Source organism: Enterococcus sp. SB12 (assembly GCF_030910025.2).
Classification (GTDB): Bacteria; Bacillota; Bacilli; order Lactobacillales; family Enterococcaceae; genus Enterococcus_B; species Enterococcus_B faecium.
The window spans coordinates 2293684-2315679 of the sequence record NZ_CP175675.1; the positions used below are offsets into that span (position 1 = coordinate 2293684).

General features: G+C 38.3%; 16 protein-coding genes and 1 pseudogene. 5 read left to right on the forward strand and 12 right to left on the reverse strand.

Features of this window, described 5'->3' with window-relative positions; all coding sequences use genetic code 11:
* Positions 1-41 precede the first annotated feature (41 nt).
* Entirely contained in the window at positions 42-899 is an 858-nt protein-coding gene (locus tag RBL01_RS11425) for an RluA family pseudouridine synthase (protein WP_002297741.1), read from the forward strand.
* A 70-nt stretch (positions 900-969) separates the two neighbouring features.
* Here RBL01_RS11425 and RBL01_RS11430 read toward each other — a convergent pair whose 3' ends face one another.
* The 3 genes from RBL01_RS11430 to RBL01_RS11440 are packed head-to-tail and all read right to left on the reverse strand — an operon-like array spanning position 970 to position 5816.
* A complete protein-coding gene (locus RBL01_RS11430; protein ID WP_002285988.1) occupies positions 970-1827 on the reverse strand; it encodes an ROK family protein in 858 nt (285 codons plus the stop codon).
* Entirely contained in the window at positions 1812-4514 is a 2703-nt protein-coding gene (locus RBL01_RS11435) for an alpha-mannosidase (RefSeq protein WP_038809734.1), read from the reverse strand. The genes RBL01_RS11430 and RBL01_RS11435 overlap by 16 nt, the downstream gene beginning before the upstream one ends.
* A gap of 12 nt (positions 4515-4526) precedes the next feature.
* Positions 4527-5816 (reverse strand): glycoside hydrolase family 125 protein, encoded by a 1290-nt coding sequence (locus tag RBL01_RS11440; protein ID WP_307780877.1) that lies wholly within the window; start codon positions 5814-5816, stop codon positions 4527-4529.
* 150 nt (positions 5817-5966) lie between these two features.
* On the opposite strand from RBL01_RS11440, the gene RBL01_RS11445 reads away from it, so the two are divergent.
* Together RBL01_RS11445 and RBL01_RS11450 are read left to right on the forward strand one after the other, a co-directional pair.
* Positions 5967-7013 (forward strand): GntR family transcriptional regulator, encoded by a 1047-nt coding sequence (locus tag RBL01_RS11445; protein ID WP_002319605.1) that lies wholly within the window; start codon positions 5967-5969, stop codon positions 7011-7013.
* 1 nt (position 7014) lies between these two features.
* Complete coding sequence (locus tag RBL01_RS11450) at positions 7015-9168, forward strand: GH92 family glycosyl hydrolase (protein WP_002319604.1); 2154 nt, start codon at positions 7015-7017, stop codon at positions 9166-9168.
* A 472-nt stretch (positions 9169-9640) separates the two neighbouring features.
* On the opposite strand, the pseudogene RBL01_RS11455 reads toward RBL01_RS11450, so the two are convergent.
* From RBL01_RS11455 to RBL01_RS11475, 5 genes and pseudogenes are all read right to left on the reverse strand, one after another.
* Positions 9641-10471 (reverse strand): annotated as a pseudogene (locus RBL01_RS11455) (helix-turn-helix transcriptional regulator); the annotation flags it as partial.
* An 82-nt stretch (positions 10472-10553) separates the two neighbouring features.
* Positions 10554-11474, reverse strand: coding sequence for a carbohydrate ABC transporter permease (locus tag RBL01_RS11460; protein WP_307780878.1), 921 nt, complete (start codon positions 11472-11474; stop codon positions 10554-10556).
* Between the two features lie 11 nt (positions 11475-11485).
* Positions 11486-12433 carry an ABC transporter permease gene (locus RBL01_RS11465; RefSeq protein ID WP_002285971.1) on the reverse strand — a complete coding sequence of 316 codons (948 nt, stop codon included), beginning with the start codon at positions 12431-12433 and terminating at the stop codon, positions 11486-11488.
* 478 nt (positions 12434-12911) lie between these two features.
* A complete protein-coding gene (locus tag RBL01_RS11470) occupies positions 12912-13631 on the reverse strand; it encodes a pseudouridine synthase (RefSeq protein ID WP_002285969.1) in 720 nt (239 codons plus the stop codon).
* A 48-nt stretch (positions 13632-13679) separates the two neighbouring features.
* Positions 13680-15326 carry a polysaccharide biosynthesis protein gene (locus RBL01_RS11475; RefSeq protein WP_002319600.1) on the reverse strand — a complete coding sequence of 549 codons (1647 nt, stop codon included), beginning with the start codon at positions 15324-15326 and terminating at the stop codon, positions 13680-13682.
* A gap of 178 nt (positions 15327-15504) precedes the next feature.
* Between RBL01_RS11475 and RBL01_RS11480 the strand changes: the two genes are divergently transcribed.
* Together RBL01_RS11480 and RBL01_RS11485 are read left to right on the forward strand one after the other, a co-directional pair.
* Positions 15505-16095, forward strand: coding sequence for a YitT family protein (locus RBL01_RS11480; RefSeq protein WP_002319599.1), 591 nt, complete (start codon positions 15505-15507; stop codon positions 16093-16095).
* 91 nt (positions 16096-16186) lie between these two features.
* Positions 16187-17692, forward strand: coding sequence for a UDP-N-acetylmuramoyl-L-alanyl-D-glutamate--L-lysine ligase (locus tag RBL01_RS11485; RefSeq protein ID WP_002319598.1), 1506 nt, complete (start codon positions 16187-16189; stop codon positions 17690-17692).
* An 83-nt stretch (positions 17693-17775) separates the two neighbouring features.
* On the opposite strand, the gene celB is transcribed toward RBL01_RS11485, so the two are convergent.
* Genes celB through RBL01_RS11505 form a run of 4 tightly spaced genes read right to left on the reverse strand, consistent with a single transcriptional unit; the run spans position 17776 to position 21981 of the window.
* The gene (celB, locus tag RBL01_RS11490) at positions 17776-19128 is read right to left on the reverse strand and encodes a PTS cellobiose transporter subunit IIC (protein ID WP_002319597.1); all 1353 of its coding nucleotides are present in this window, start codon (positions 19126-19128) and stop codon (positions 17776-17778) included.
* Entirely contained in the window at positions 19128-19646 is a 519-nt protein-coding gene (locus RBL01_RS11495; protein WP_002319596.1) for a hypothetical protein, read from the reverse strand. The genes celB and RBL01_RS11495 overlap by 1 nt, the downstream gene beginning before the upstream one ends.
* A gap of 15 nt (positions 19647-19661) precedes the next feature.
* Entirely contained in the window at positions 19662-19988 is a 327-nt protein-coding gene (locus RBL01_RS11500; RefSeq protein ID WP_002285954.1) for a PTS cellobiose transporter subunit IIA, read from the reverse strand.
* 13 nt (positions 19989-20001) lie between these two features.
* A complete protein-coding gene (locus tag RBL01_RS11505) occupies positions 20002-21981 on the reverse strand; it encodes a BglG family transcription antiterminator (protein ID WP_307780879.1) in 1980 nt (659 codons plus the stop codon).
* Positions 21982-21996: the final 15 nt, after the last annotated feature.

Sequence of the window (21996 nt, forward strand, 5' to 3'; positions counted from 1 at the left end):
TGGTACAATTAGTCTGCAATTGCACTGAAAGGAGTACACTTGTGAAAATCACGATCACTTTACCTATGAACCATCCTGAAACAACGATTCGCGACTTGCTTGAAAAGGAATGGTTAGTCCCTAGAAAGGTTCGACACTTTTTGCGTATACGTAAAAACGTTTGGATCAATCAACAACCTGCTTTGTTCCATCATGAAGTAAAGGGCAATGACCAGATCACATTGTTATTCGAAGAAACAGATTATAATTATCAAGAAGTCCAGCTTGGAGATGCGGCGCACATCCGCGTTTTACATGAAGATGAGCATTTGATTATAGTTGATAAGCCTGCAGGAATGAAGACTCATCCAAATGAACCGACAGAAAACAGTACCTTGCTCAATCATTTAGCTGCTTATCTCGACACTAAACAGCAACGACCTTACGTTGTCCATCGCTTGGACAAAGAAACAAGCGGTGCCGTTTTATTTGCAAAAAATCCATTTGTCTTGCCGATACTTGGAAGAATGTTGGAACAAAAAATGATCTATCGGAGATATCAAGCCATCGTATGGGGAGAAATTGCCAAAGATATGACCATCACCAATAAAATTGGACGAGATCGCCATGATCGGAGAAAAAGGGTCGTAGATGATAAAAATGGTCAGAGCGCCTTGACACATGTCACTGTCAACAAAGTACTTTCTGAACAAACACAAGTCTATTGTGTTTTGGAAACCGGACGTACACACCAGATCAGAGTTCATTTAGCTCATAAGGGACATCCGATCGTTGGAGACCCTCTCTACCAAAATAGAACAGCTGAACGACTGATGCTCCATGCATTAGAACTGCACATGATCCATCCATTTACTCAAGAAAAAATAGTCGGTAAAGCTTTACCTGGATTATGGGAATAGAAAGAAAAAAGAACAGAGTCTTATCAGCAGATAATGATAAGACTCTGTTCTTTTTGTGTAATTTGTCTGCTTACTTTTGATGTTCGTGTTCTGCTAACAGCAAACTACCGATAATCCCACTTTCATTCGGCAGTCCCCAACGAACGATATATTCACTTACTTGAGGTGTTTCCATATAACCACCCATCAATTCAACAAATTGCTGACGGATTTTTTGAAGGAGATGATCCTGATTCATTACCCCACCGCCTAAAATAATCTTTTCAGGTGCTAACGTCAACGTATAGTTGATCAGTGCTTGAGCAATATAATAAGCCTGAATAGCCCAAACAGGATGATCTTGCGGCAGATCTTGCCCTTTGATCCCTGTGCGTGCCTCAATAGACGGTCCTGCTGCTAATCCTTCTAAACAATCTTTATGATAAGGACAAGTACCTTCATAATGGTCATCTGGATGGCGTTTCACCCAAATATGTCCCATTTCAGGATGTGCGATCCCTGAAAAAATTTCTTCATTGATCACGACACCTGCACCGATTCCTGTTCCCACGGTAAGGTAAATACAACTATTTTTTCCTTGTGCTGCTCCTTGCTTCAATTCCCCATATGCAGCAGCATTGACATCCGTTGTCCAAGCAGCAGGAATATTGTAGCGTTCCTTGATTGTGCCAAGAAAATCGAATTGTGCCCACCCTTTTTTGGGAGTTGCCAAAACGTATCCGTAATTATCTTTTGTTTTGTCGATACCGATCGGGCCGAATGAGCCAATCCCGATTCCCTTCAATTCATAACGATCAAAAAATTCAAATACCTGATCCAATGTTTCTTCTGGTGTTGTGGTAGGGATACTTAATTTTTCTAAAATTTCTCCACCATCTGAAACCGCACACACAAATTTTGTTCCGCCTGCTTCTATTCCGCCATACATTCGTTTTCCTCCTCGAATCCGATTGTCCGAATCTCATAAGGTTGGATTATTGGGACAACCGCTTGCTTCGTTGGTTCTTCAAGCAGATTCAATATGACAGTTTTTCCATTGTCTTTAGTTATTTCCAATTTTTCTAAATGACTAGACATATTGAAACCTCTTACTACTACTTTATCACTAAACTTGCTGCGTTTCAAAGCTGTAATTGCAAACGTTTCACTTTTTATCGTTAAATATTGTTGTTTTGAAATCAATGTTCCTTCATGATGTTTGATTTGTTGAGTGGAAAAAGGAATCTGTGCTGCGTATGCATGCAAATAAGTAGAGAATTTTTCTTCTGGTCCATGTAGTTCAATACTGTAATTGAACCGATGCTCACCTAGACACTGTGCTTCTGGTGTTGGAAAATATCCCCAATCGCCTAGTTCTCCCACACTGCGAAGTAGCGTCACTGCGATTTGTCCGTCTTCTGTTACTTCATATTCATTCAAACCAAAGTTTCCGACTGTTACACCGTACTCTTCATCATGAATATTGACAAATGCTTGCTGATGTTGCGGATTCGTGGGGTTTTCCCAACTTTTAGACACATGGTTTGGGCGCTTCACCACTTCAAAAATACTATCTGCTTCGTGATGTTCCACATGTAACTTTGTAGGAAACAAGACACGTAAGCGATGATCTTTCATCTGATTGTCGAGAGTCGTTTCAAAGTCGATTTTTTTACTATCTTTTCTGATTGTCATGATTGTTTTTATTTGAAGGATTCGTTTTTCTTTGGATCGTTCTGCTTTTCGATAACGAAATTCCACAACCATCTGCTGTTCTTTTTCTAAACGCTCGTCTGCAGAAACAGGGATTTCCATTTCCTGTAGAATACTTATTTTTGCTATTTCCGGTGTATCTACTAATACTTTTACTTCAGAGTTTTCTTTGTTACTGGATAGGATTGGCTGATCATAGAAAGGTTGTTTAAAGATATACTCATTTCCTATATCGCCGATATCTTCAAAAATATGCAGATTATTCAACTTTCGTTTGTTTTTGCGATCTTCCATTGTAATGGTACCATTTTTTTCAATCGTCAAATGTAGAGGGCCGTTTTCGATGATTCGTCCACTCTGATGAATCATTGTTTCCTTTTCTTCTGCTTTCGCTTCCCCTTCTACAAGCGCGAATGTTTCCCAAGAAAATGCTGGCATGTTTTCTAATGGTAAAGTCACTTTGATCATTTTTACCATATATGGCACACGGAAACGGTCTTTCGGCAAATCATAACCAAATTGGACAGTTTCTTCAGATAAAATAGCTGGTATAGTGGCCCCACTTTTTGTTTCTACATGATACTTACGTTTAGGCAAATTTTCTAACTCTTGATATAGTTGTTCAGGTATTCCTTCAGCGAATCTTTTTCTTTCTAATTCGATGGTTATTTCTGCTTCACCAGTTTTATCCATTCCTGCAGTATTTACAATGACAAATGGAAAGCTGTCTTTTGGGAATCCGGTCGTATCGATTGCTGCGGTCAGCTGTTCTAAGGAATCTTGTGCAAGATACTTTCCAACTTCATCTGCTTTTTCAAAACGAGGTATCATTTCCCGATGGACAGAATCGACTGAACAACCGCAAATACTGTCGTGAGGATGATTTTGCATTAATGTCTTCCAAGCATAATCTAATTGATCATGGGGGTAGTTTCCACTAACTTCATAAGCTATCGTCGCAAGTGGTTCTGTAATATTTTCTAGCTGTCGCTGGACCTTGGTATTCCATTGTTTTAAGTAAACCCGAGCAGATGCTGTATTGGCTAAAGTATACCAGCCATCCGTTTCTTGACTTGTCAATTCTCCTTCTACTGAGCCTAAGTCTTCTGGCACATCTTTTTGAACTGCTTCCAGATAGTCAGTAAAATTAGAATGAATAAACTCGTAATCTGGAAACAGTTCATTTGCGAGATGGATTGCTTTTGATATATCTTTTTGTACCGGTTGATGATCAACACCATTCATCATCAATAAGTGGTTCGTAGAGGCATATTGTTCTGCATCCGCTAATTTTTGCTTCCAAAAGGCAAGAGCTGCTTCTTTTTCTACTGGAATCTCATTCCCGTTGCTATACCAATTGGCAAATAGCAGACCAAAGATTGCTGTTTGATCAGGTCCTTTCCACCACATCTCTGAGTATTGGGAAGAATAGTTTTCTGCTTCCAAAACTTGATTATCAAAGCCAATTGGTTTTACACCACGGCCAAACGCTGCTGCTGAAATACCAGCTTGTTTCATTAATTGAGGCGTCTGTCCCATATTTCCAAATGTATCGGGAAAATAGCCTAACATGACAGGGGTTCCCAATTTACGGCTTTCTTCCATGCCAATCAGCATATTTCTCACGTTCGATTCCGAGCTGATAAGAAAATCATCTTGCAAGATATAAAATGGTCCAATTCTCAATTTTCCTTCATTGATTGCTTGTTGGATTGCCTGTCTTTTTTCTGGCCTTACTTGAAGATAGTCATCTAAAATAATCGTTTGCCCATCCAAATGAAAACTGTTGAAGGACGGATCAACTTCAAATAGCTCTAGTAGATCGTCTATCAATTCAATCAGTCGCATGTGATGCTGTTCGTAAGCCATGTACCATTCACGATCCCAGTGGCTATGAGAAATGATATATACTTTCTTTTTCATTTACGATACCTCCTACTTTTCTACTCTAATATCAAAGTAATCCATGACTAATTCGCAAAACATCATATTTGCCCAAGAAAACCATTCTCTCGTATAATTTTCAGGATTGTTCACATCGAATCCTTCGTGCATAAGGTGTGTTCCTGCGTCAGTTGCTACAAGTAAATTCAATATCCGCTCTTTTTCAGATTTGTCTGACGTTGTCATTCCTTCCATAGCTAATGCAATCGGCCAAACGTATTTTTCTGGCGTATGGGAGGATCCAATTCCTTTTGCGTACTTTCCTTCATAGAAATATGGATTTTCTTTACTCAACAATGTTCTTCTTGTTTGCAGATAATCTTCCTCTTGTTCAGAACAATATCCCAAGTAAGGTGCGGCGATCAGATTGGGCACATTACTGTCATCCATGACTGTGGCGTTTCCCATTCCATCTACTTCATATGCATAAATCGTTTGCCCTTTTTGATTAACCGTTCGTCCGTGATTCTGAATCCCATCTTGGATCTCTTTCTTCAATTTCTGTGTTTGCTGTACAATTTCTTTATCATCGAGTATCGTTTGAAAAATTTCTTCCACATAACCTAACACGACCACCGCAAACATATTGGATGGTACCAGATATCCATAACGGCAAGCATCATCGCTAGGACGGAAACCAGACCATGTCATTCCTGTAAAAGCTGTTTTTGCACCTCGACCGTCATTGATCAGCGTATCTTCTTTTCTTGTCGTGTCTCGTACAAATGTATAAGGAGAGTGTTCATGATCTTGCTCTGTTTTGAACACGTCCAAGATTTTTTTGATACCTTCAATAAAAGATTGATTGAATTGATCAGTTTTTCCTGTATTTTTGTAAAGAAGATAGGCCAACTGTATTGGGTAGCATAAAGAATCAATTTCATATTTTCTTTCCCAGATCCAATCGTTCATTTTTGTATGATCTGTTTGGTGGCCAGCACCGTTAGCTTCTTCGTTGAAGGCATTCGCATATGGATCGATATTGATATAAAAAAATTTCTTTTTGACTAACCCGCTGATCATGTCAGCTAATTCCTCATCTTCTTTTGCAATCACTAAATAAGGACGAACTTGTGCAGTAGAGTCTCTTAACCACATCGCTGGAATGTCTCCCGTCAATAAAAAGGTGGTTCCGTCATTTTGCTTTTTGACTGTTGTCAACAGAGTATTGGCAAATGCTGCTGTAAAATTCTTTGCCCAGTCCGCATGGATATCCCCACATTTTTGTGTGATATCTTCCATAAATTTCTGCACCGATTTTGGTATATCTTTATAAACCACTAATAAAACCTTCTTTCTATTTGATATATCTTTAAAGATTATACTTCATACAACCAATTATGTCTACGCTTTCAAAAAAATATCTTTTTATTTACTTTTTCATCCATTATGGTATCATTTAAATATGATATATCATTAAGAGGTGTTTATATGAATCAACCATTGTACCAGACAATATTTAATGATTTGCAAACGGCTATTTTAACTGGTGAATTACCTGTAGACAGCCAACTACCAACTGAAAAAGAACTTTCACGTACCTATAAAGTAAGCAGAATCACTTCCAAACGTGCATTGACTGAATTAGAGCAATTAGGACTTATTTATCGCGTTCGCGGGAAAGGCAGTTTCGTTAAATCCGCTTCTCCGGAACAGATGCTTGCTTCTCCTACAAAAACACGACGGATTCTGTTTCTTCTTCCATATGTCGCTGATTTGTCTGTTGGTGATTTTAGCAAGGGATTGAACCCTGTGATGCAAGATAAACAGATTGATGTCATGATGACGACGCTTGACTTTCTACAAAATAAAACAGCAAAAGAGCTAATCAATGAATTTGACGGATTGATTTATTATGCTCTTGATACAGAACAACATCTTGACTTACTTTTTGAGCTTTCATTGAAAGAATTCCCTGTCGTCGTATTAGATAAAAAAATCTATGAGTTACCTTTTCCTACCGTTCTTTCCGATAATTTCCAAGGCGGTGCGCTTGCTGCCTCTTATTTGATCGAACAGGGTCATTCAAAAATCGCTTATTTGTTTGGTACGCAGACTCATCCACAATCCGTTCGACAGCGTTACCTTGGTTACCTTGAAGCATTGGACAAAGCTGGTTTGACTTTCCACACTTCACTGGATGACAAAAGCGCGACATTAGATGAATTGCTTTCTTATATCACTAAGTATGAAGTAACTGCTTTTGTTTGTGAAAACGATGTTGTCGCTATCCAGACCATGAATCTCTTGAGACAGCATGGTTATCATATCCCTGAAGATTTTTCAATTATCGGATTTGATGATATCCAAGCAGCAGCTCTTGTTGACCCGCCACTGACAACCATCGCACAAGATTTTGAACAGTTAGGTAAGCTTGCGGGAGATGCTTTGGTCACTTGGTTAGAGACAAAAGATCGACCATCCGATAGTAAATTTCCAGTTTCATTCATCAAAAGACAATCAACAAAGGAGAAATAAAATGAATATCGGTCAAATAGATACTAGACATGCAACAGCGAATCAGCCAAATTTCTCTAATGGGAACTGCCAGCCTTATACTGGCGTTCCTTTTGGGATGAATTATTTTGCACCGCAAACTACGGATCAAAACGGCAGCTGGTGGTTTCATCCTGATGACCGCGTTTTTCAAGGCTACCGTCTTACCCATCAACCAAGTCCTTGGATGGGTGATTTCAGTCATATGCTGTTTACGCCGATCAATGGAAAACTACAGGAGAACACCCTTTTCCATGCTCAAAGTTTTTACCGCCCAGAAGAAAGTATATTTTGCCCGACTCATCTGTCGATCTGTCAATTACGTTATGGCATCTGTTCTACATTGATACCTAGCATGTATGGCGGAATCTTATCTATTGATTACAGCAAAAATGATAGCGGTTTACTTTTATCCTTTCCGGGACGCCATCAGCTCTTTGTTATAGATCCTTACACAGTGGAAGGAAAAATCACACATTTTGCTGGTTCAGAAGATCCTGATTTTTCTTTTTATTTTATATTGAGATTTGAATATCCTTTAACAATTGATGAGTTAGCTGTTTCCAACAAAAATAGCGACTCGATCCCGTTGTATTTTGAACAGACAAAAAAACAAACTATCCGATTTGGGACATCTTTTATCAGCTCGGAACAAGCAGCTTATAACCTGGAACTAGAACAAAACCAAAGCAAAGAGACTTACCTTGCTCACAGTCAAGAACAATGGCAGTCCTATTTTGATCGTATACAGCTCACACACCATGATCAACAACAATTGCGGACGTTTTATCATAATTTATATCGGGTGTTTTTATTTCCACAAACATTTTATGAAATTGATCCTAGTGGGCAAAAAATCCACTATGATACGACTAGTCGATCTATAAAACCTGGTGTTCTCTATACAAATAATGGTTTTTGGGATACGTATAAAACGGTTTATCCTCTTTATTCTTTGATTGCTGTAGAAAAATACGAAGAAATGCTGGAAGGTTTTTTGAACAGCTATAGAGAAAGTGGCTATTTGCCAAAATGGCTGTCTCCTGATGAACGTGGACTTATGCCTGGGACATTGATCGATGCGGTCATTGCAGATGCTGCTGTAAAAGATATCCGACGAGACTTGATGCCTGAATTTCTAACGGCAATGGAAAAAGGTGCTACGGTTCAAAGCAAACATCCAAATTATGGACGACAAGGAACAGAAGATTACTTGACATATGGCTATGTTCCTAATCACTACCACGAATCAGTCAATCACACATTAGACTATGCTTATAGCGATTTTTGTATTAGCCAAGTTGCCAAGGTACTAGAAGAGGAGGAAATGGCGAAGAAATATCAGCAGCAATCATTGAACTATCAAAATATCTTTGACTATGAGTCAGGATTTATGCGTTCAAAAGATAAAGATGGCAAGTTCAGAGAACCATTTTCAGCTAATCGTTGGGGACAAGATTATGCAGAAGGAAGTGCTTGGCAAAGCAGCTTTGCTGTTTATCACGATTTTTCAGGACTGATCGGAAAATATGGTGGCAGTGAGAGATATAAAGAAAAACTCATTGAGCTGTGCAATCAGCCCCCAACGTTTGACCCAGGAGGATATGGTTTTGAGATCCACGAAATGAGTGAGATGGCCGCGATAGAATTTGGACAATTAGCTATTTCAAACCAGCCAAGTTTTCACTATCCTTACTTGTTCAGTTATATAGGACAACCTGAAATGGCACAGCCACTGCTTAAACAGTTGATGACTCAGACCTTCGACGATTCTCCAATGGGTTACCCTGGAGATGAGGACAATGGAAGTATGTCCGCTTGGTATATCTTCAATAGTCTGGGATTTTATCCTGTCACGCCTGGAACCGGTGAATATGTTATCGGTATGCCATTAATTGACAAGGCTGTTTTGCTTTTGTCAAATGGAAAGGAATTGACGATTGAAGCAACGCCTAATCGGCCGCAGCAACAATTTATCCATAAAATCAAACGGGTGGACAAAGAATATACGAAATTATATTTTACCCATCAAGATTTGCTGAAAGGCGGCACGATCTCTTACCAATTAGGGATCGTCCCTCACCCTAAGAAATATCAAGCAAAAGATTTGCCTTTTTCCTTATCAAACTATAATTAACAAGAGGTTGTGAAAAAGCTGCCCTGCATCAAGTAATAAGAACAACCAAGCAAAAATAGCTCCTCATATTTTTCGTTTGGTTGGTCTTATTACCGCAGATGCAAGCTTTTGAACACCGTTTATTGAGAGGTTGTGAAATCAGCGTTCTGACCTGAGTATTAGAGAGACAAATGGCAAAATAGTTCCTCATATTTTGCCATTTTTTGAGCTAATACCGAGGGTCAGCTGATTGAACACCGTTTAGTGGAGAGGTCGTGAAAAAGCTGTTTAGTTTCGAGTATTAAGAAAAATTTTGTGAAAATGGCTTTTCACATTTTTGCATAAATTTGGCTTAATACCGAGAAACTGGCTTTTGAACTCCGTTTATCGAGAGGTCGTGAAAAAGCTGCCTTGCCTCAAGTAATAAGAACAGCCAAAAATTAGATTTCTAGACAATTTTTTATAAGTTATTTCATTACATTGGCTTTTTCTTTTATGATTCTCCACTGTTTTCTCGGTACTCTTTAGGGGATCTGCCGACGATTTTCTTGAATAATTTAGAGAAATACGTGGTGTTGTTGTAGCCAATCTCACTTGCTATCTCATTGATGTTTTGATTACTGTGCAAAAGCAGTTGTTTCGCTTTTTCCATACGTAAATGGTTCAAATAAGCTGAAAAACTTTTTTTCGTTTCTTTTTTGAACAGCTGTCCTAGATACATGACATTTAAATGCAGGTTTTCTGACACTTCTTTGAGTGTAAGTGGTTCTTGATAATGCTGGTGCAGGATTACGATTACTTTTTCCACATTGTCACTGTACTTTTTCTGTCTCTGATGCTTTTTGATGAATGACAGAAGTAGCTGCTGAAGTTCTTGCACCGTTTTTGCCTGATGGATTTTTTCGATTCCTTGTAAATATTCCTCATCTTCCAGATCAATCAATTCCCGTTGAATCTCCATAAACAGTAAAAAACTGGAATATCGTATATCTTCCGGCATCATGGCTGCTAACTGAAACTGTTCAAAAAAATCAGTGATCATTTTTTGAGCGACTTCCAATTGTTTATTTTGTAGCACGCGTCTGAAACTTGAAAAATCGATGGTTTGATCTTTTGTTTCTGCTTGTACTGCGTAAAAAACATGCTCGTCTTTATCTCCATAAAATTGATGCAACTGTAGATTGTCTTTCGCTTGTTGGAATGTTTCAGGGATTTTGTCCAAAAAATCTGTCTCTTCCCCGATACTAATCAGCCATTCCTGATCAGGAAAGTTTTCTTGAACAAAACAACAGAAGCCATCAACTTCATCTGCCTCCAACAACAACGCTGAAACACCTGTAAAGGCTAGTTTCTTCCATAACTTCATTTTTCTTCCTCCTAATTTTATGATTTATATTTTTGTTTCTTTATTCTTTTACTCCGCCGATTGTTAGACCTTTGACAAAATGCTTCTGGAAAAATGGATAGCTGATCGCAATAGGCAACGTCGAGATGACTACGATCGCCATTCTGTCAGATTCTCCTGGAACTGAGGCTAATCCGCCTGTCAATTGGCTTCCTGCTCCTGAATTTTGTGTCAGATATTGAATATTACTTTGGATTTTCATCAAAAGATACTGTAGTGGAACTAGCTTATCATCTTGGATGTATAGTAAAGCATTGAACCAGTCATTCCAGTAACCCAATGCGGCAAATAAACTGATTGTCGCAATACCTGGAACAGCTAACGGTAAAACGATCTGAACAAATATTCGCAGTTCGCTAGCTCCATCGATCCGTGCCGATTCAATAATCGAATCAGAGACCGAACGTTTAAAGAATGTGCGCATCACAATAATATTGAAGGGACTGACAGCCATTGGCAAGATCAATGCCCAAATCGTATCTTTTAACTGAAGAAGATTTGTCATAACAAGATAATTGGCCACCATCCCTGGTGAGAACAACATCGTAATCAAACAAAAAACGGTAAAAAAACGACGGAATGGAAAGTTTGACCGTGAAATCGCATAAGCATATAAAGAAGTAGCCGTGCTATTGATCAGTGTACCTAAAACAGTAACAAGTACAGTGACGAAAAGCGCTTGGAAAATTTTATCCTGCATCTGGTCGAACAAGTACGTATAACCAAATATACTGAACTTTTCTGGCCAAAAACTGTACCCGTGAGTCGACAATATGGACTCATCGGTAAAAGAGATGGCGATAACAAATATAAATGGCAAAATACAGGAAATAGCAAAGAGTGCAATCATTATATTAGAGAAAAAATTAGCAGTCTTATTGAAAGAGCGGACTTGGACTCTCTCCACTTTCTTTTTTTTCATTTTTTTCCTCCTTAGAATAATGCAGAATCGCTATCAAAACGTCGGGCGATCGTATTTGTGATCATCAACAAGACAAAGCCGACAACTGATTGGTAAAGTCCTGCAGCAGCCGTCATACCAAAATCTCCTGTGGATGTCAGGCCATTGTAGATATACGTATCCAAAACTTGAGTCACATCATATAATGCACCGGAATTCCTAGGAATGTTATAAAACAGGCCAAAATCAGCTCGGAAAATGTTTCCTACGGCTAAAATCGTTAAAATCGTCATTAGTGGAATAAGTTGTGGTATCGTCACATGTTTGATCTGCTGCCATTTGCTAGCTCCATCAACCATAGCAGCTTCATAATAAGTCGGATCGATTCCCATAACAGATGCAAAGTAAATAATGCTGTTATAACCAATCCCTTTCCATGTACCAATGAACACCAAGATAAACGGCCAATATTTCGGTTCATTATACCAATTGACAGCTTCTCCTCCATGTCCAGTGATCCACTGATTGAATATTCCTTTGTCAGGACTTAAAAAAGCGTAAACAAAGTAACTGATAATGACCCAAGATAGAAAATAAGGTAGTAAGGACATCGTTTGATAAACTTTAACGAGTCGTTTATTTCTCAACTCGCTCATAATGATTGCAAATACGACTGAGATCAGCAGATTCAAAAGGATAAATGCTACATTATATAAAATTGTATTTTTAGTGATGAGAAATGCTTGATCCGAAGAAAATAAAAATTTGAAATTTTCCCAACCCACCCAAGGACTTTCCCTCAAGCTAGCCAAGAACCCATCTGCTGAAATATGAAAATTTTTGAATGCTACGACATTCGCCATTACAGGTATGTAAAAGAAAAAAATCATCCAAAGCATACCCGGTACAGCCATCAGGACAAGTGCTTTATAACGCCATAGATTCATAAAAAAATGATTGAACCCCTTTCGTTTTTTCATCTAAAAACCCCTTTCGATTCATTCGCAACGTAATTATAGCGCTTTCAATAATGAGAATAAATAAACAAAGTATAGGGAAAATGAAACAAAGTATAGGAGAGGTTGTGAAATCAGCGTTTTGTCCTGAGTATTAGAGAAAAAAACGGGAAAATAGTTCCTCATATTTTGCCGTTTTTTGAGCTAATACCGAGGGTCAGCTGATTGAACACCGTTTATCAGAGGTTGTGAATTCAGCGTTTTGGCCTTAGTATTAGGGAGATCGTGTCCTTACTATCTAACTCTGAGTCACAAGGAACAATGGGGACTGTGACAAAAGTCTTGTCACAGTCCCTTATTCCGAACAAACGGTCTTCCAGAAGTAGCTTCTACGGAAATAAGCCGAAATTTCACAAAAAAGCCATCCGAAAGTCAGACGGACAAGTCTGCTTTTCAGATGGCGCTACAACTACTCTGCTTATTCTTTTAGCTATCCATTCAATTATTTTTCTCTCACTTGTTCTAGCTCTTCTTTGGTCATGGGTCGATATTGCCCTTTATTCAAATCTTTAGGCAGCCAAAATTTTCCCATACGGATTCTTTTTAAATATAAGACTTCTTTTCCTACTGCTTTGACCATTCGCTTAACTTGGTGAAACTTTCCTTCATGCAAAATCAGACGGATAATTGAAGTTTCTGTCTCTTGATCTACTTGATCAATTTGGAGCTTTGCCGGCAATGTCTGCTCATCGCCATCAATAATCAGTCCTTCTGCAAATAAACGGATATCTTCTTCTGTCATTATACCGCTAACCTCAGCTAGATATTCTTTCTCCACATGTTTTTTAGGTGATAGTAACTGATGGGCAAACACCCCGTCATTCGTTAAAATCAAGAGGCCCTCTGTGTCTTTATCTAATCGGCCGACTGGAAAAAGATCTTCCCGATAATCCTGGTCTTCCAATAAATCGATTACGGTTTGATCATGATTATCCTGAGTAGCAGAAATGACTCCTGCAGGTTTATGCAAAATGTAGTAAAAATCTTTTTGATACGTAATGATTTCTCCTAAATAAGTAACCGCATCTTCGAATTCATTTACTTGCGCTTTATCGCTTTTCACCACTTGTCCATTGACTTCGATTGTTCCTTTTTTGATCAATCCTTTGACTTCTTTGCGGCTGCCAAGTCCCATATCTGCTAAAAACTTATCTAAACGCATGCGTTTCCCCCATTTCAAAAGAGCATCAATCTAGCTCTTCTGATTCACTTATTTTATTTTTAATTTATGTCGTAAACGCGCTATTCCTGGTCCTAGTAGTCTTTCTGCCAAGCGGATTTTCAAAGCTAAATAACCATACACTAAAGCCCCTATACCTGCTACTACAAGAATCAACAATAGAGACTGGAATTTGCTATCTTCGTTTAAAAAAGCACCAAAAATCATCTTTGTGATCCACGAAGCCAAAAGCATAATCAAGGTAAGAATAAAGATCAGCAATGTCCTGCGCCAGACAAAACTTGGTTTAAAGCGGGCTACTTCATGGATTCTCTTTAAGATCAAGGTACAAGACACAGCAAATCCGATCATTGTCGCCAATAAAGGGCCGTATACTTCAAATAAACGAATGGCTGGGTATTGAAGAAGGAGTTTCACTAGAAACCCAATAACCAAATAATTAATTGCCGCCTTGTTTTCAAACATTCCTTGCAGCATGTTGGAAACTAGCATATATAGTCCTAGGAAGAGTCCTACAAAACTTGCTTGGATCAGTACATTACTTCCTAGAGAATCCGGTGTATAAAATAATGTATTTAGCGGATAGGCAAGTAACATAACACCAAATGTCGCCGGAAACATAAAAAATGAAAACAACTGTAAATTTCCGCTTGTCAATTTTGCCAGACCTACTCGATCTTTCAACGTAACAGCTTCTGTAATCAACGGTAACCCAGTAGACGCGATCGATGTTGCCAATGCGATAACTACCATCGTCAACTTATCTGGATTGGCACTAAAAATCGAAAAAAGATCCAGTAACTGTGCATTGGAATACTCGGTGGATGCAGACATGATCTTCATAAAAGTGAACTGATCGACTAATTTGAAGATCGTTACCCCTGAACCCACAATAATAAACGGAATCGCTTCTTTAACGGTATCTAACAACAATTCCTTCGTTGCAATATTTACTTTGTTTTCGCTGTAGTGAATAAACGCCGATGTATACGCTTGATGTTTCTTCAAAAAATACAAAAGGACAAGAATACTTGCTAGCATACCGATAAATGCCGCGAAAGTTGATTGCGTGACCGCCGTCACATAGTCACCATCCATGACTTTCATGATGATGAATGTAGCCAATAGCATATAAAAAATACGTGCCACCTGTTCTACAATCTGCGACAGCGCATAAGGCATCATCTCTTGATTGCCTTGAAAATACCCTCGTATCACACTCATAAAAGGAAAAACCAATACAGCGATACTCAAAGAACGCATCGTTGGAATCAGTTCTTCTCCGCCACCAGAAGCATGAGCTAGCCAAGGAGAGGCGATGTACATGAACAAAGCAAACAATAGGCCTAACCCGCCCATCATCTGTAATGCACGGATAAATAATCGTCGTGAAGTGCCATATTCATTCAATGAATTATAGTGTGCAGTTTGTTTTGCAATCGCAGCAGGTATTCCTGCTGTAGAGATCAGTAGAAACAATGCATATATATTGTATCCCATATTGAATAATCCATTGGCAGCCTTAGCATTTTCGCCCATCCAAGCATACCAGGGAATGATATAGACAGCGCCTAGCAATCTTGAAATGATATTACTGGCGGTCATCCAAGCAGAGCCTCGTGCCATTTTTTCTTGCGGTGTTAATTGATCTAATGCTGGTTTTCTTTGATTATCCATCGGTCAGATTCCAACTTTCTACAAAACATTACTATCATTTTAATTGGTAAAACAGAAACTGGCAATCGATTTTATATAACTTTTATAAGAACAATCGTTTTTTTGAATTCGGTTTCGTTTTTTTGGTAAAGTAAAGAAATATACAGCCTTTTATGGCTAACATTTATAGGAGATATCAATGACACAAGAAATAAAAAAACTACCCGTTATATTTTTAGGTCTTTTCTTTATCACAGTTGGATTGAATTGGTTCTTGCTCCCTCACGATATAGCTTCCGCCGGAGTGGGCGCCATCGGACATTTAGTTGAAACGGCCTTTTCTATCCAACGCTCAGTTACTGTTTGGAGCATCAATCTTATGATGCTGCTTCTAGCCGCTGTCCTATTAGGAAAATCAGTATTTTTTAAGACTGTAGCGGGAAGTCTGCTTTTTCCTGTTGTTTTAGAGATTGTTCCAAAAGTGGAAATGATCTCCTCACATTTCTTTTCACTGATTTCAGGAAGTCTTTTGTTCAGTCTTGGGGTTTACACATTGTACACAGTCGGGGCCTCAAATGGCGGTATAACGATACCGCCGATTATTTTCCACAAATTTTTTCGACTTCCAATACCGCAAGGACTTTTACTTACCAATAGTCTTATCGTCTTTTTGAATTATTATGTTTTTGGATTGTTGGAGACACTATTCGTTCTCCTATCTATTACAGTCAGTTCATTGTTTATGAAAATACTCATCCGCTTGTCCCCTGTGTCAAGAAAATTTGAATAAAGCTGGATTTTGTCATAGCGGAAACAAACGATATATTAAAAAGAGTGTGCTATAATAAACCAAGAAATTGAATGAAGCGAGGGATCAATCAATGAGCTTCTCTTTAGAAGACATCCGTCATTTACTATTAAAAGAAAATCTATTAAAAGAATTTGTTTCAACAAGAGGCTGGCATCTTGATGTACCAGAAAAAGCTGAATTTCTTCAGTTAAGTTATGATTCAAGAAAAGCTGATGCTTCTACTTTGTTTTTCTGTAAAGGAATGAATTTCAAAGAAGAATATTTGGATTCAGCAATCGAACAGGGTATTCAATATTATGTATCAGAACAACCATACGAAAATTCAGCAGTAGGAATCATCGTAACGGATATCCGTAAAGCAATGGCGCTTCTTGCTATGGCTTTTTACGACTATCCGCAAAATAAATTGAAAGTGATCGGATTCACTGGAACAAAAGGTAAAACAACTGCTGCGTACTTTACAAAAGCAATCTTGGATCACACAACAAATAAAAAAACAGCATTGCTTTCTACTATGAATACAACGTTAAATGGCAAAACATATTTCAAATCCCATTTGACAACGCCTGAGTCATTAGATTTATATCGTATGATGTCAGAAGCAGTTGAAAATGGTATGACTCATCTAGTGATGGAAGTTTCTTCACAAGCTTACAAAACACAACGCGTATACGGCTTGACTTTAGATGTCGGAATCTTCTTGAATATCTCGCCTGACCATATCAGTCCGATCGAACATCCGACATTTGATGACTATTTCTATTGCAAGCGACAATTGATCTTGAATTCAAAAACAGTTGTTTTAAATCATGAAAGTGACTATTTTGATTTACTTAGGGAAACAGCCGATCTATTCCAGATTCCAACGATCACTTATGGTCGTTTGGAAGAAAGCAATTATCAAGTGATCCGTTCAGATAAAGGTACTCACGGTTTTACTTTATCTTCTCATGAAGATCGCTTAGCTATCTGCGATACTGCTTATGATATTTTGCTGGCTGGAGGATTCAACCAAGAAAATGCAGCCAGTGCGATCATTGCCGCAGCACTAACAGGTGCCTCCAGTCAAGATGCACAAGACGGATTAAAAGAAGCTCGTGTACCAGGCCGAATGGATCAATTGATCCAATCCAATGGAGCGCATGTCTATGTGGACTATGCACATAATTATCTAAGCTTGAAAACATTGCTGGAATTTGCCAAAAATGAACATCCAGATGGCCGTGTAATTGTTGTATTAGGCAGCCCAGGAAACAAAGCAATCTCCCGTCGACATGATTTTGGAAAAGTGCTATCAGAAACAGCTGACATCGCCTTTTTGACGGCAGATGACCCAGCATTTGAAGATCCGAAAAAAATCGCGGAAGAAATCAATGAAGCAATTACTAATCCAGATTTGATCGTTCATTATGAAATGGATCGTCCTGAAGCGATTCGACGCGCTTTAGCAGAAAGCGCTCCGCAAGATTCAGTCGTTATTGCGGGAAAAGGCGTGGATCCCTATCAAAAAATCAATGGTGTAGATGAACCTTATGAAGGGGATTATGCAATCGTGAAGCGGTTGATTGAAGAATAATGGTATTTATATACTAGTGGTTTCCCATTTCTAAGAAAAAAAGGGACTGTGATTTTTTGTCACAGTTCCTTTTTTCTTAGAAATCATTTTAACTTTTCACTAGCTAATTCTGCTGCCTTTTCTCTTTCTTCATTTAATAATTTATTATCATAGAATTTGATAAATGGGAACCAGATAATGAATGCGATGATTGCACAAATGACTGCTAACACAGCCGCTTTCCAATCACCACCACTACCAACAAATGCTCCGATCCCGACTGGTGAAGGCCACGGCATCTGTGCCAGCATCGGTTTGACGATTTCCAGCCGAATGGCAAAATAAGCGAGTGTAGCAGAAGCCATCGGAGCTAAGAAAAACGGAACCGCTAAATAGGGATTGTAGACGATTGGCATCCCGAAAATGATTGGTTCATTGATGTTGAATAATCCTGGTACAAGTGAGGCTTTTCCTAACACTTTCAGCTGATCAGATTTCGCGAGGAATGCAATAAAGATGATCAATCCTAAAGTCGCACCTGATCCACCAACGGTTACATAAGAATTGTTGAATTCTCCTGCCAACGGATAATTTGCGCCTTGTGCGTTAGCTGCCATATTAGCTAATACGATCGGGGTCAAGAAAGAAGTGATGATATTCGCTCCATGGATCCCTACGATCCACAATGCATGGATCAAGAAATAAATCACCATGACACCAAGCCATGTATTCGTCAACTGCGTAACAAACCCAAATGGGATAGCAATCATTTTGAAGATATCCGTTCCTAGTGCAACTAATAATCCATTGATGATCATCACCACAAACGCAATGACAAATGTTGGGATCAGAGCAGTGAAAGAACGAGAAACTCCTGGCGGAACAACATCTGGCATTTTTATGACCCAATTTCTCTTGACACACATACAATACAATTCGACCGCAATAATCGACATAATAATAGCTGTAAAGATTCCTGAAGTTCCTAAACGTTCGACAAAAGAGCCCATCCTAATACCATTTACTACAGTTTCTGTCTCATTGATAGAAGCAATCAAGCTGATTTTACCATCAGTCATGATCAATTCAGGGATACACATAAAGAATGCAAAAACAGATAGTAATGCCCCCGTGAGCGGATTAACATTTAATTTTTGTTCATCTCGTTCAATTGACGTTAATTCATAAGCAAACACAACGGCAAAGTAAATAGATAAAATCCCCATCGTCATTGTATTGACGATCATGTACAAGTCACTAACTTTGAAAAAAGTTGCATTAAAAAATCCTTCTAAAAATGGGAACGGTAATGGCAAAATATTTAAAACCAAAAACATCGAGCCTACAATCGTGAAAGGAATAGAAGCCATCCCCGCTGCCATGACAGCCCGAACGATTTTAAGTTGCGCAATTTTCCCCATAGGTCCCATCAGGTATTTCTGCAAAAAATCAAACATTAGTTATTCTCCTTTCCTAAATATAACGTTTTTTCATATTGTTTAATACGGATATACTGTTGGTCTTGGTTGAGTGAAATTTTCTTTAAACGATACTGTATAAATACACTGGTAAAAATACCGCTTACAACAAGAATGAAAACAAATAACTGTCCTCCATTGTTATTTGCCATAAAAGGATACAAGAATGTAAATCCTGAGGTAAACAACACTGGAATCAATAATAAATTAAAGACACTCTGGAACAAAAAATACCACTTTGTCCATGGAACGTTCGTTTGGTGTTTTCGATAAAGCTTTACTTGTTCTCCTACTGCAGGCAAAATAGCTAAAATCAGAATCATCGGTAAACTACTTCCTAAACTTTTAGCTGATAGAAGCAGAATCATCCATTGCATGTTCATGAAAAAGAAAAAGGCAGTCAGGTAACGTACGATTAGATAACGATTGAAATACATGTTTTTCAAACTAAGTTGCTTTTTTTCTAATTCGATTTTCCTTTTTACTGTATCCTGCACAATGATCCTTCCTTTCTATTTATTTTTTTGATACAAATAATTCATTTCCTGTGCAACTTCCAATAATGTCATCGTCGTCATCAGATGATCTTGTGCATGGACCATGATAATTTCCATTTCTATTTTTGTCCCGCTGGCATATTCTTTCAGAAGTTGAGTTTGTGACTGATGCGCATGAAGAATCTCTTCATTTGCTTGTCGCAACTTCTCTTCTACTTCTTCAAACATCTCTTTACGCATCGAGCGAAATGCTTCATGTATCAGTGTCCGTGCATTTCCGCTATGGAAAATGATATCAAAAGAAGTCACTTGTAGTGTTTCACTGTTTATTTTTTCAGCCATCTGTTTTTCCTCCTTATTCGATCAGTTTGATAAATTTACTGCTGAAATTCTCAAAAATAGGTTCAGCTAAGATTTCCTGCTGTACTTTTAGCTGGTCAACTAACCTAACGATTGCTTTAGTCACGACCGTAATTCCTTCATTTTCGATATAAGAAGGCGAAACTAAAAAAACAAAATGAATTTCTTGATATTGATCCCACTGCATCCCAGAAGGAATCAATGCAACGGCTACCTTTGTTTCGATTCCAACTGGAACAGCGGGATGTGGGACTGCCACTGTATCACTGAATATGATTTGTCCCATATTTTCACGTTGCTGGATCTGCTTTCGCATTTCTCTTATATATCCTTCTTCTTCATTTATGCTCAGCTTTTGCAGCAAATCATGAAGAATTTCTTCCTTTTTCGGTTCGTACGTATAAGTCTTGAAAAATTTTTCAGACAACTGTTCGGTGTAAATCTGCTTTTTTTGCTGTAGAGAAAATGCTGGTATCGGTCTATCTGAGGAATGATAGGGTATAGATTCTCCAACTACCTTTCGTATTTTACGAACATCATCTTCATTCAAAAAAATACTGACATGTAAAACTGGAATTTTGAAAAACATTGTCGAAAGATCAATAGAAGAAATAATCAGGTCGATTCCTTTTAAAGTTGTTTCATTGATCTCATAATAGCCTTTTACACTTACCACTGTAATATTTTTACCGAATTCACTGACTACGCGATTCTTTAATAGTTGGGCACTGCCGTAACCCGTTGCACAGATAATCAATGCATGTAGTTTATGCGCAGCTCTTTCTTTTTCCAATGCCGCCATGAGATGCAAAGCCAAATAGGCCCATTCATCTTCATTGATGGTATAGTTTTTCAAAGCCGGCATGTTGCTGAAATGCCTTTTTACTGCGTCAAAGACTTTGGGATTTTCTTTCTTTATCTCCTCAGTCAATGGGTTCTCAATGCGAATACCTCGGCTCAATCGAATCATCATCAGTGACAAATGATCGAGTAGTCCATTGAAAAGCTGGAGATCCTCTACTAATGAAAAATGAAATTCCTGAGACAATCTTTTCAGAACTTTCGCTAATTCCTTTGATAGTTCCTGATCATTTTGATTTTCTTTGTGATTCGACTTAGCCATGAGATGTAATGTCAAATAAGCAATTTCTTCTTCGGGAAACGATACACCTGCGATTACCTCAATACGTTGAACGATCCGCTGCGCCACTTGATACTCTACTCGCTTATAAACTTCTTGTTCGATGCCTAATTCCTTGATTTCAAACCCTTCTCGGAGCCGTTCGATCCCCAAAGCCAAGTGTAAAGTCAGATTCTGTATGATAAAATCCGAAACTTTTAACTTAGCTTCTCTTGTTTCATCGAGAATGATAATGACTAGCTCTTCAAAACTGATGTCTGGGAAAAAACGGCTTTGTCCTAAATATTCTTTCAATGAATTTCCATAATGGTTTCCAAAAAAAGTATCCATGATAAAATGCCGTCGATTTCTTTCTTCCCCTTCGATCCATGTCCCTTGACCATGCTTAGAAACGATTTTTAGTGAATATGGAATCAATCGCTCCTTGATTTCTTGCATGTCCTTTGTCAAACTGGAACGACTGATATAAAGCTCTTCTGCCAAATCATCCATAAAAAGAATGGCATCTTCCAAAAGCAATTGGTTCAATATATACTTTTGTCGATCTTCGGACTCATAAAATCCTTGAGGTTCTCTAGCATATCCAGGTACTATTTCTTGCCGACTCAAAAACAAGTCAAATGTCAGTCTTTGTAAAATATGCAGTTGGTAGCCATAACCTGGTTTAGCAATGATCTTACCTCCGTTTTTTTCTACTAACTCTTTGATCCGCTGCAAGTAATTACGGATTGTCCGATCAGATAATAACAATTCAGAAGCTAAACATTGACTGGTGACATACTCCTTCTTGTGATCAATCAAATATCTCAACAGCAATTTTTCCTTCTGTTTCATTATCATACACTCCTA

Bases quoted from the DNA above. Each gene is read 5' to 3' on its own strand.
- RBL01_RS11450 (WP_002319604.1), top strand. From the start codon at position 7,015: ATGAATATCGGTCAAATAGATACTAGACATGCAACAGCGAATCAGCCA.
- RBL01_RS11445 (WP_002319605.1), top strand. From the start codon at position 5,967: ATGAATCAACCATTGTACCAGACAATATTTAATGATTTGCAAACGGCT.
- celB (WP_002319597.1), bottom strand. From the start codon at position 19,128: ATGTTTGATTTTTTGCAGAAATACCTGATGGGACCTATGGGGAAAATT.
- RBL01_RS11475 (WP_002319600.1), bottom strand. From the start codon at position 15,326: ATGGATAATCAAAGAAAACCAGCATTAGATCAATTAACACCGCAAGAA.
- RBL01_RS11465 (WP_002285971.1), bottom strand. From the start codon at position 12,433: ATGAAAAAACGAAAGGGGTTCAATCATTTTTTTATGAATCTATGGCGT.
- RBL01_RS11460 (WP_307780878.1), bottom strand. From the start codon at position 11,474: ATGAAAAAAAAGAAAGTGGAGAGAGTCCAAGTCCGCTCTTTCAATAAG.
- RBL01_RS11430 (WP_002285988.1), bottom strand. From the start codon at position 1,827: ATGTATGGCGGAATAGAAGCAGGCGGAACAAAATTTGTGTGTGCGGTT.
- RBL01_RS11435 (WP_038809734.1), bottom strand. From the start codon at position 4,514: ATGAAAAAGAAAGTATATATCATTTCTCATAGCCACTGGGATCGTGAA.
- RBL01_RS11480 (WP_002319599.1), top strand. From the start codon at position 15,505: ATGACACAAGAAATAAAAAAACTACCCGTTATATTTTTAGGTCTTTTC.
- RBL01_RS11500 (WP_002285954.1), bottom strand. From the start codon at position 19,988: ATGGCTGAAAAAATAAACAGTGAAACACTACAAGTGACTTCTTTTGAT.
- RBL01_RS11470 (WP_002285969.1), bottom strand. From the start codon at position 13,631: ATGCGTTTAGATAAGTTTTTAGCAGATATGGGACTTGGCAGCCGCAAA.
- RBL01_RS11505 (WP_307780879.1), bottom strand. From the start codon at position 21,981: ATGAAACAGAAGGAAAAATTGCTGTTGAGATATTTGATTGATCACAAG.
- RBL01_RS11485 (WP_002319598.1), top strand. From the start codon at position 16,187: ATGAGCTTCTCTTTAGAAGACATCCGTCATTTACTATTAAAAGAAAAT.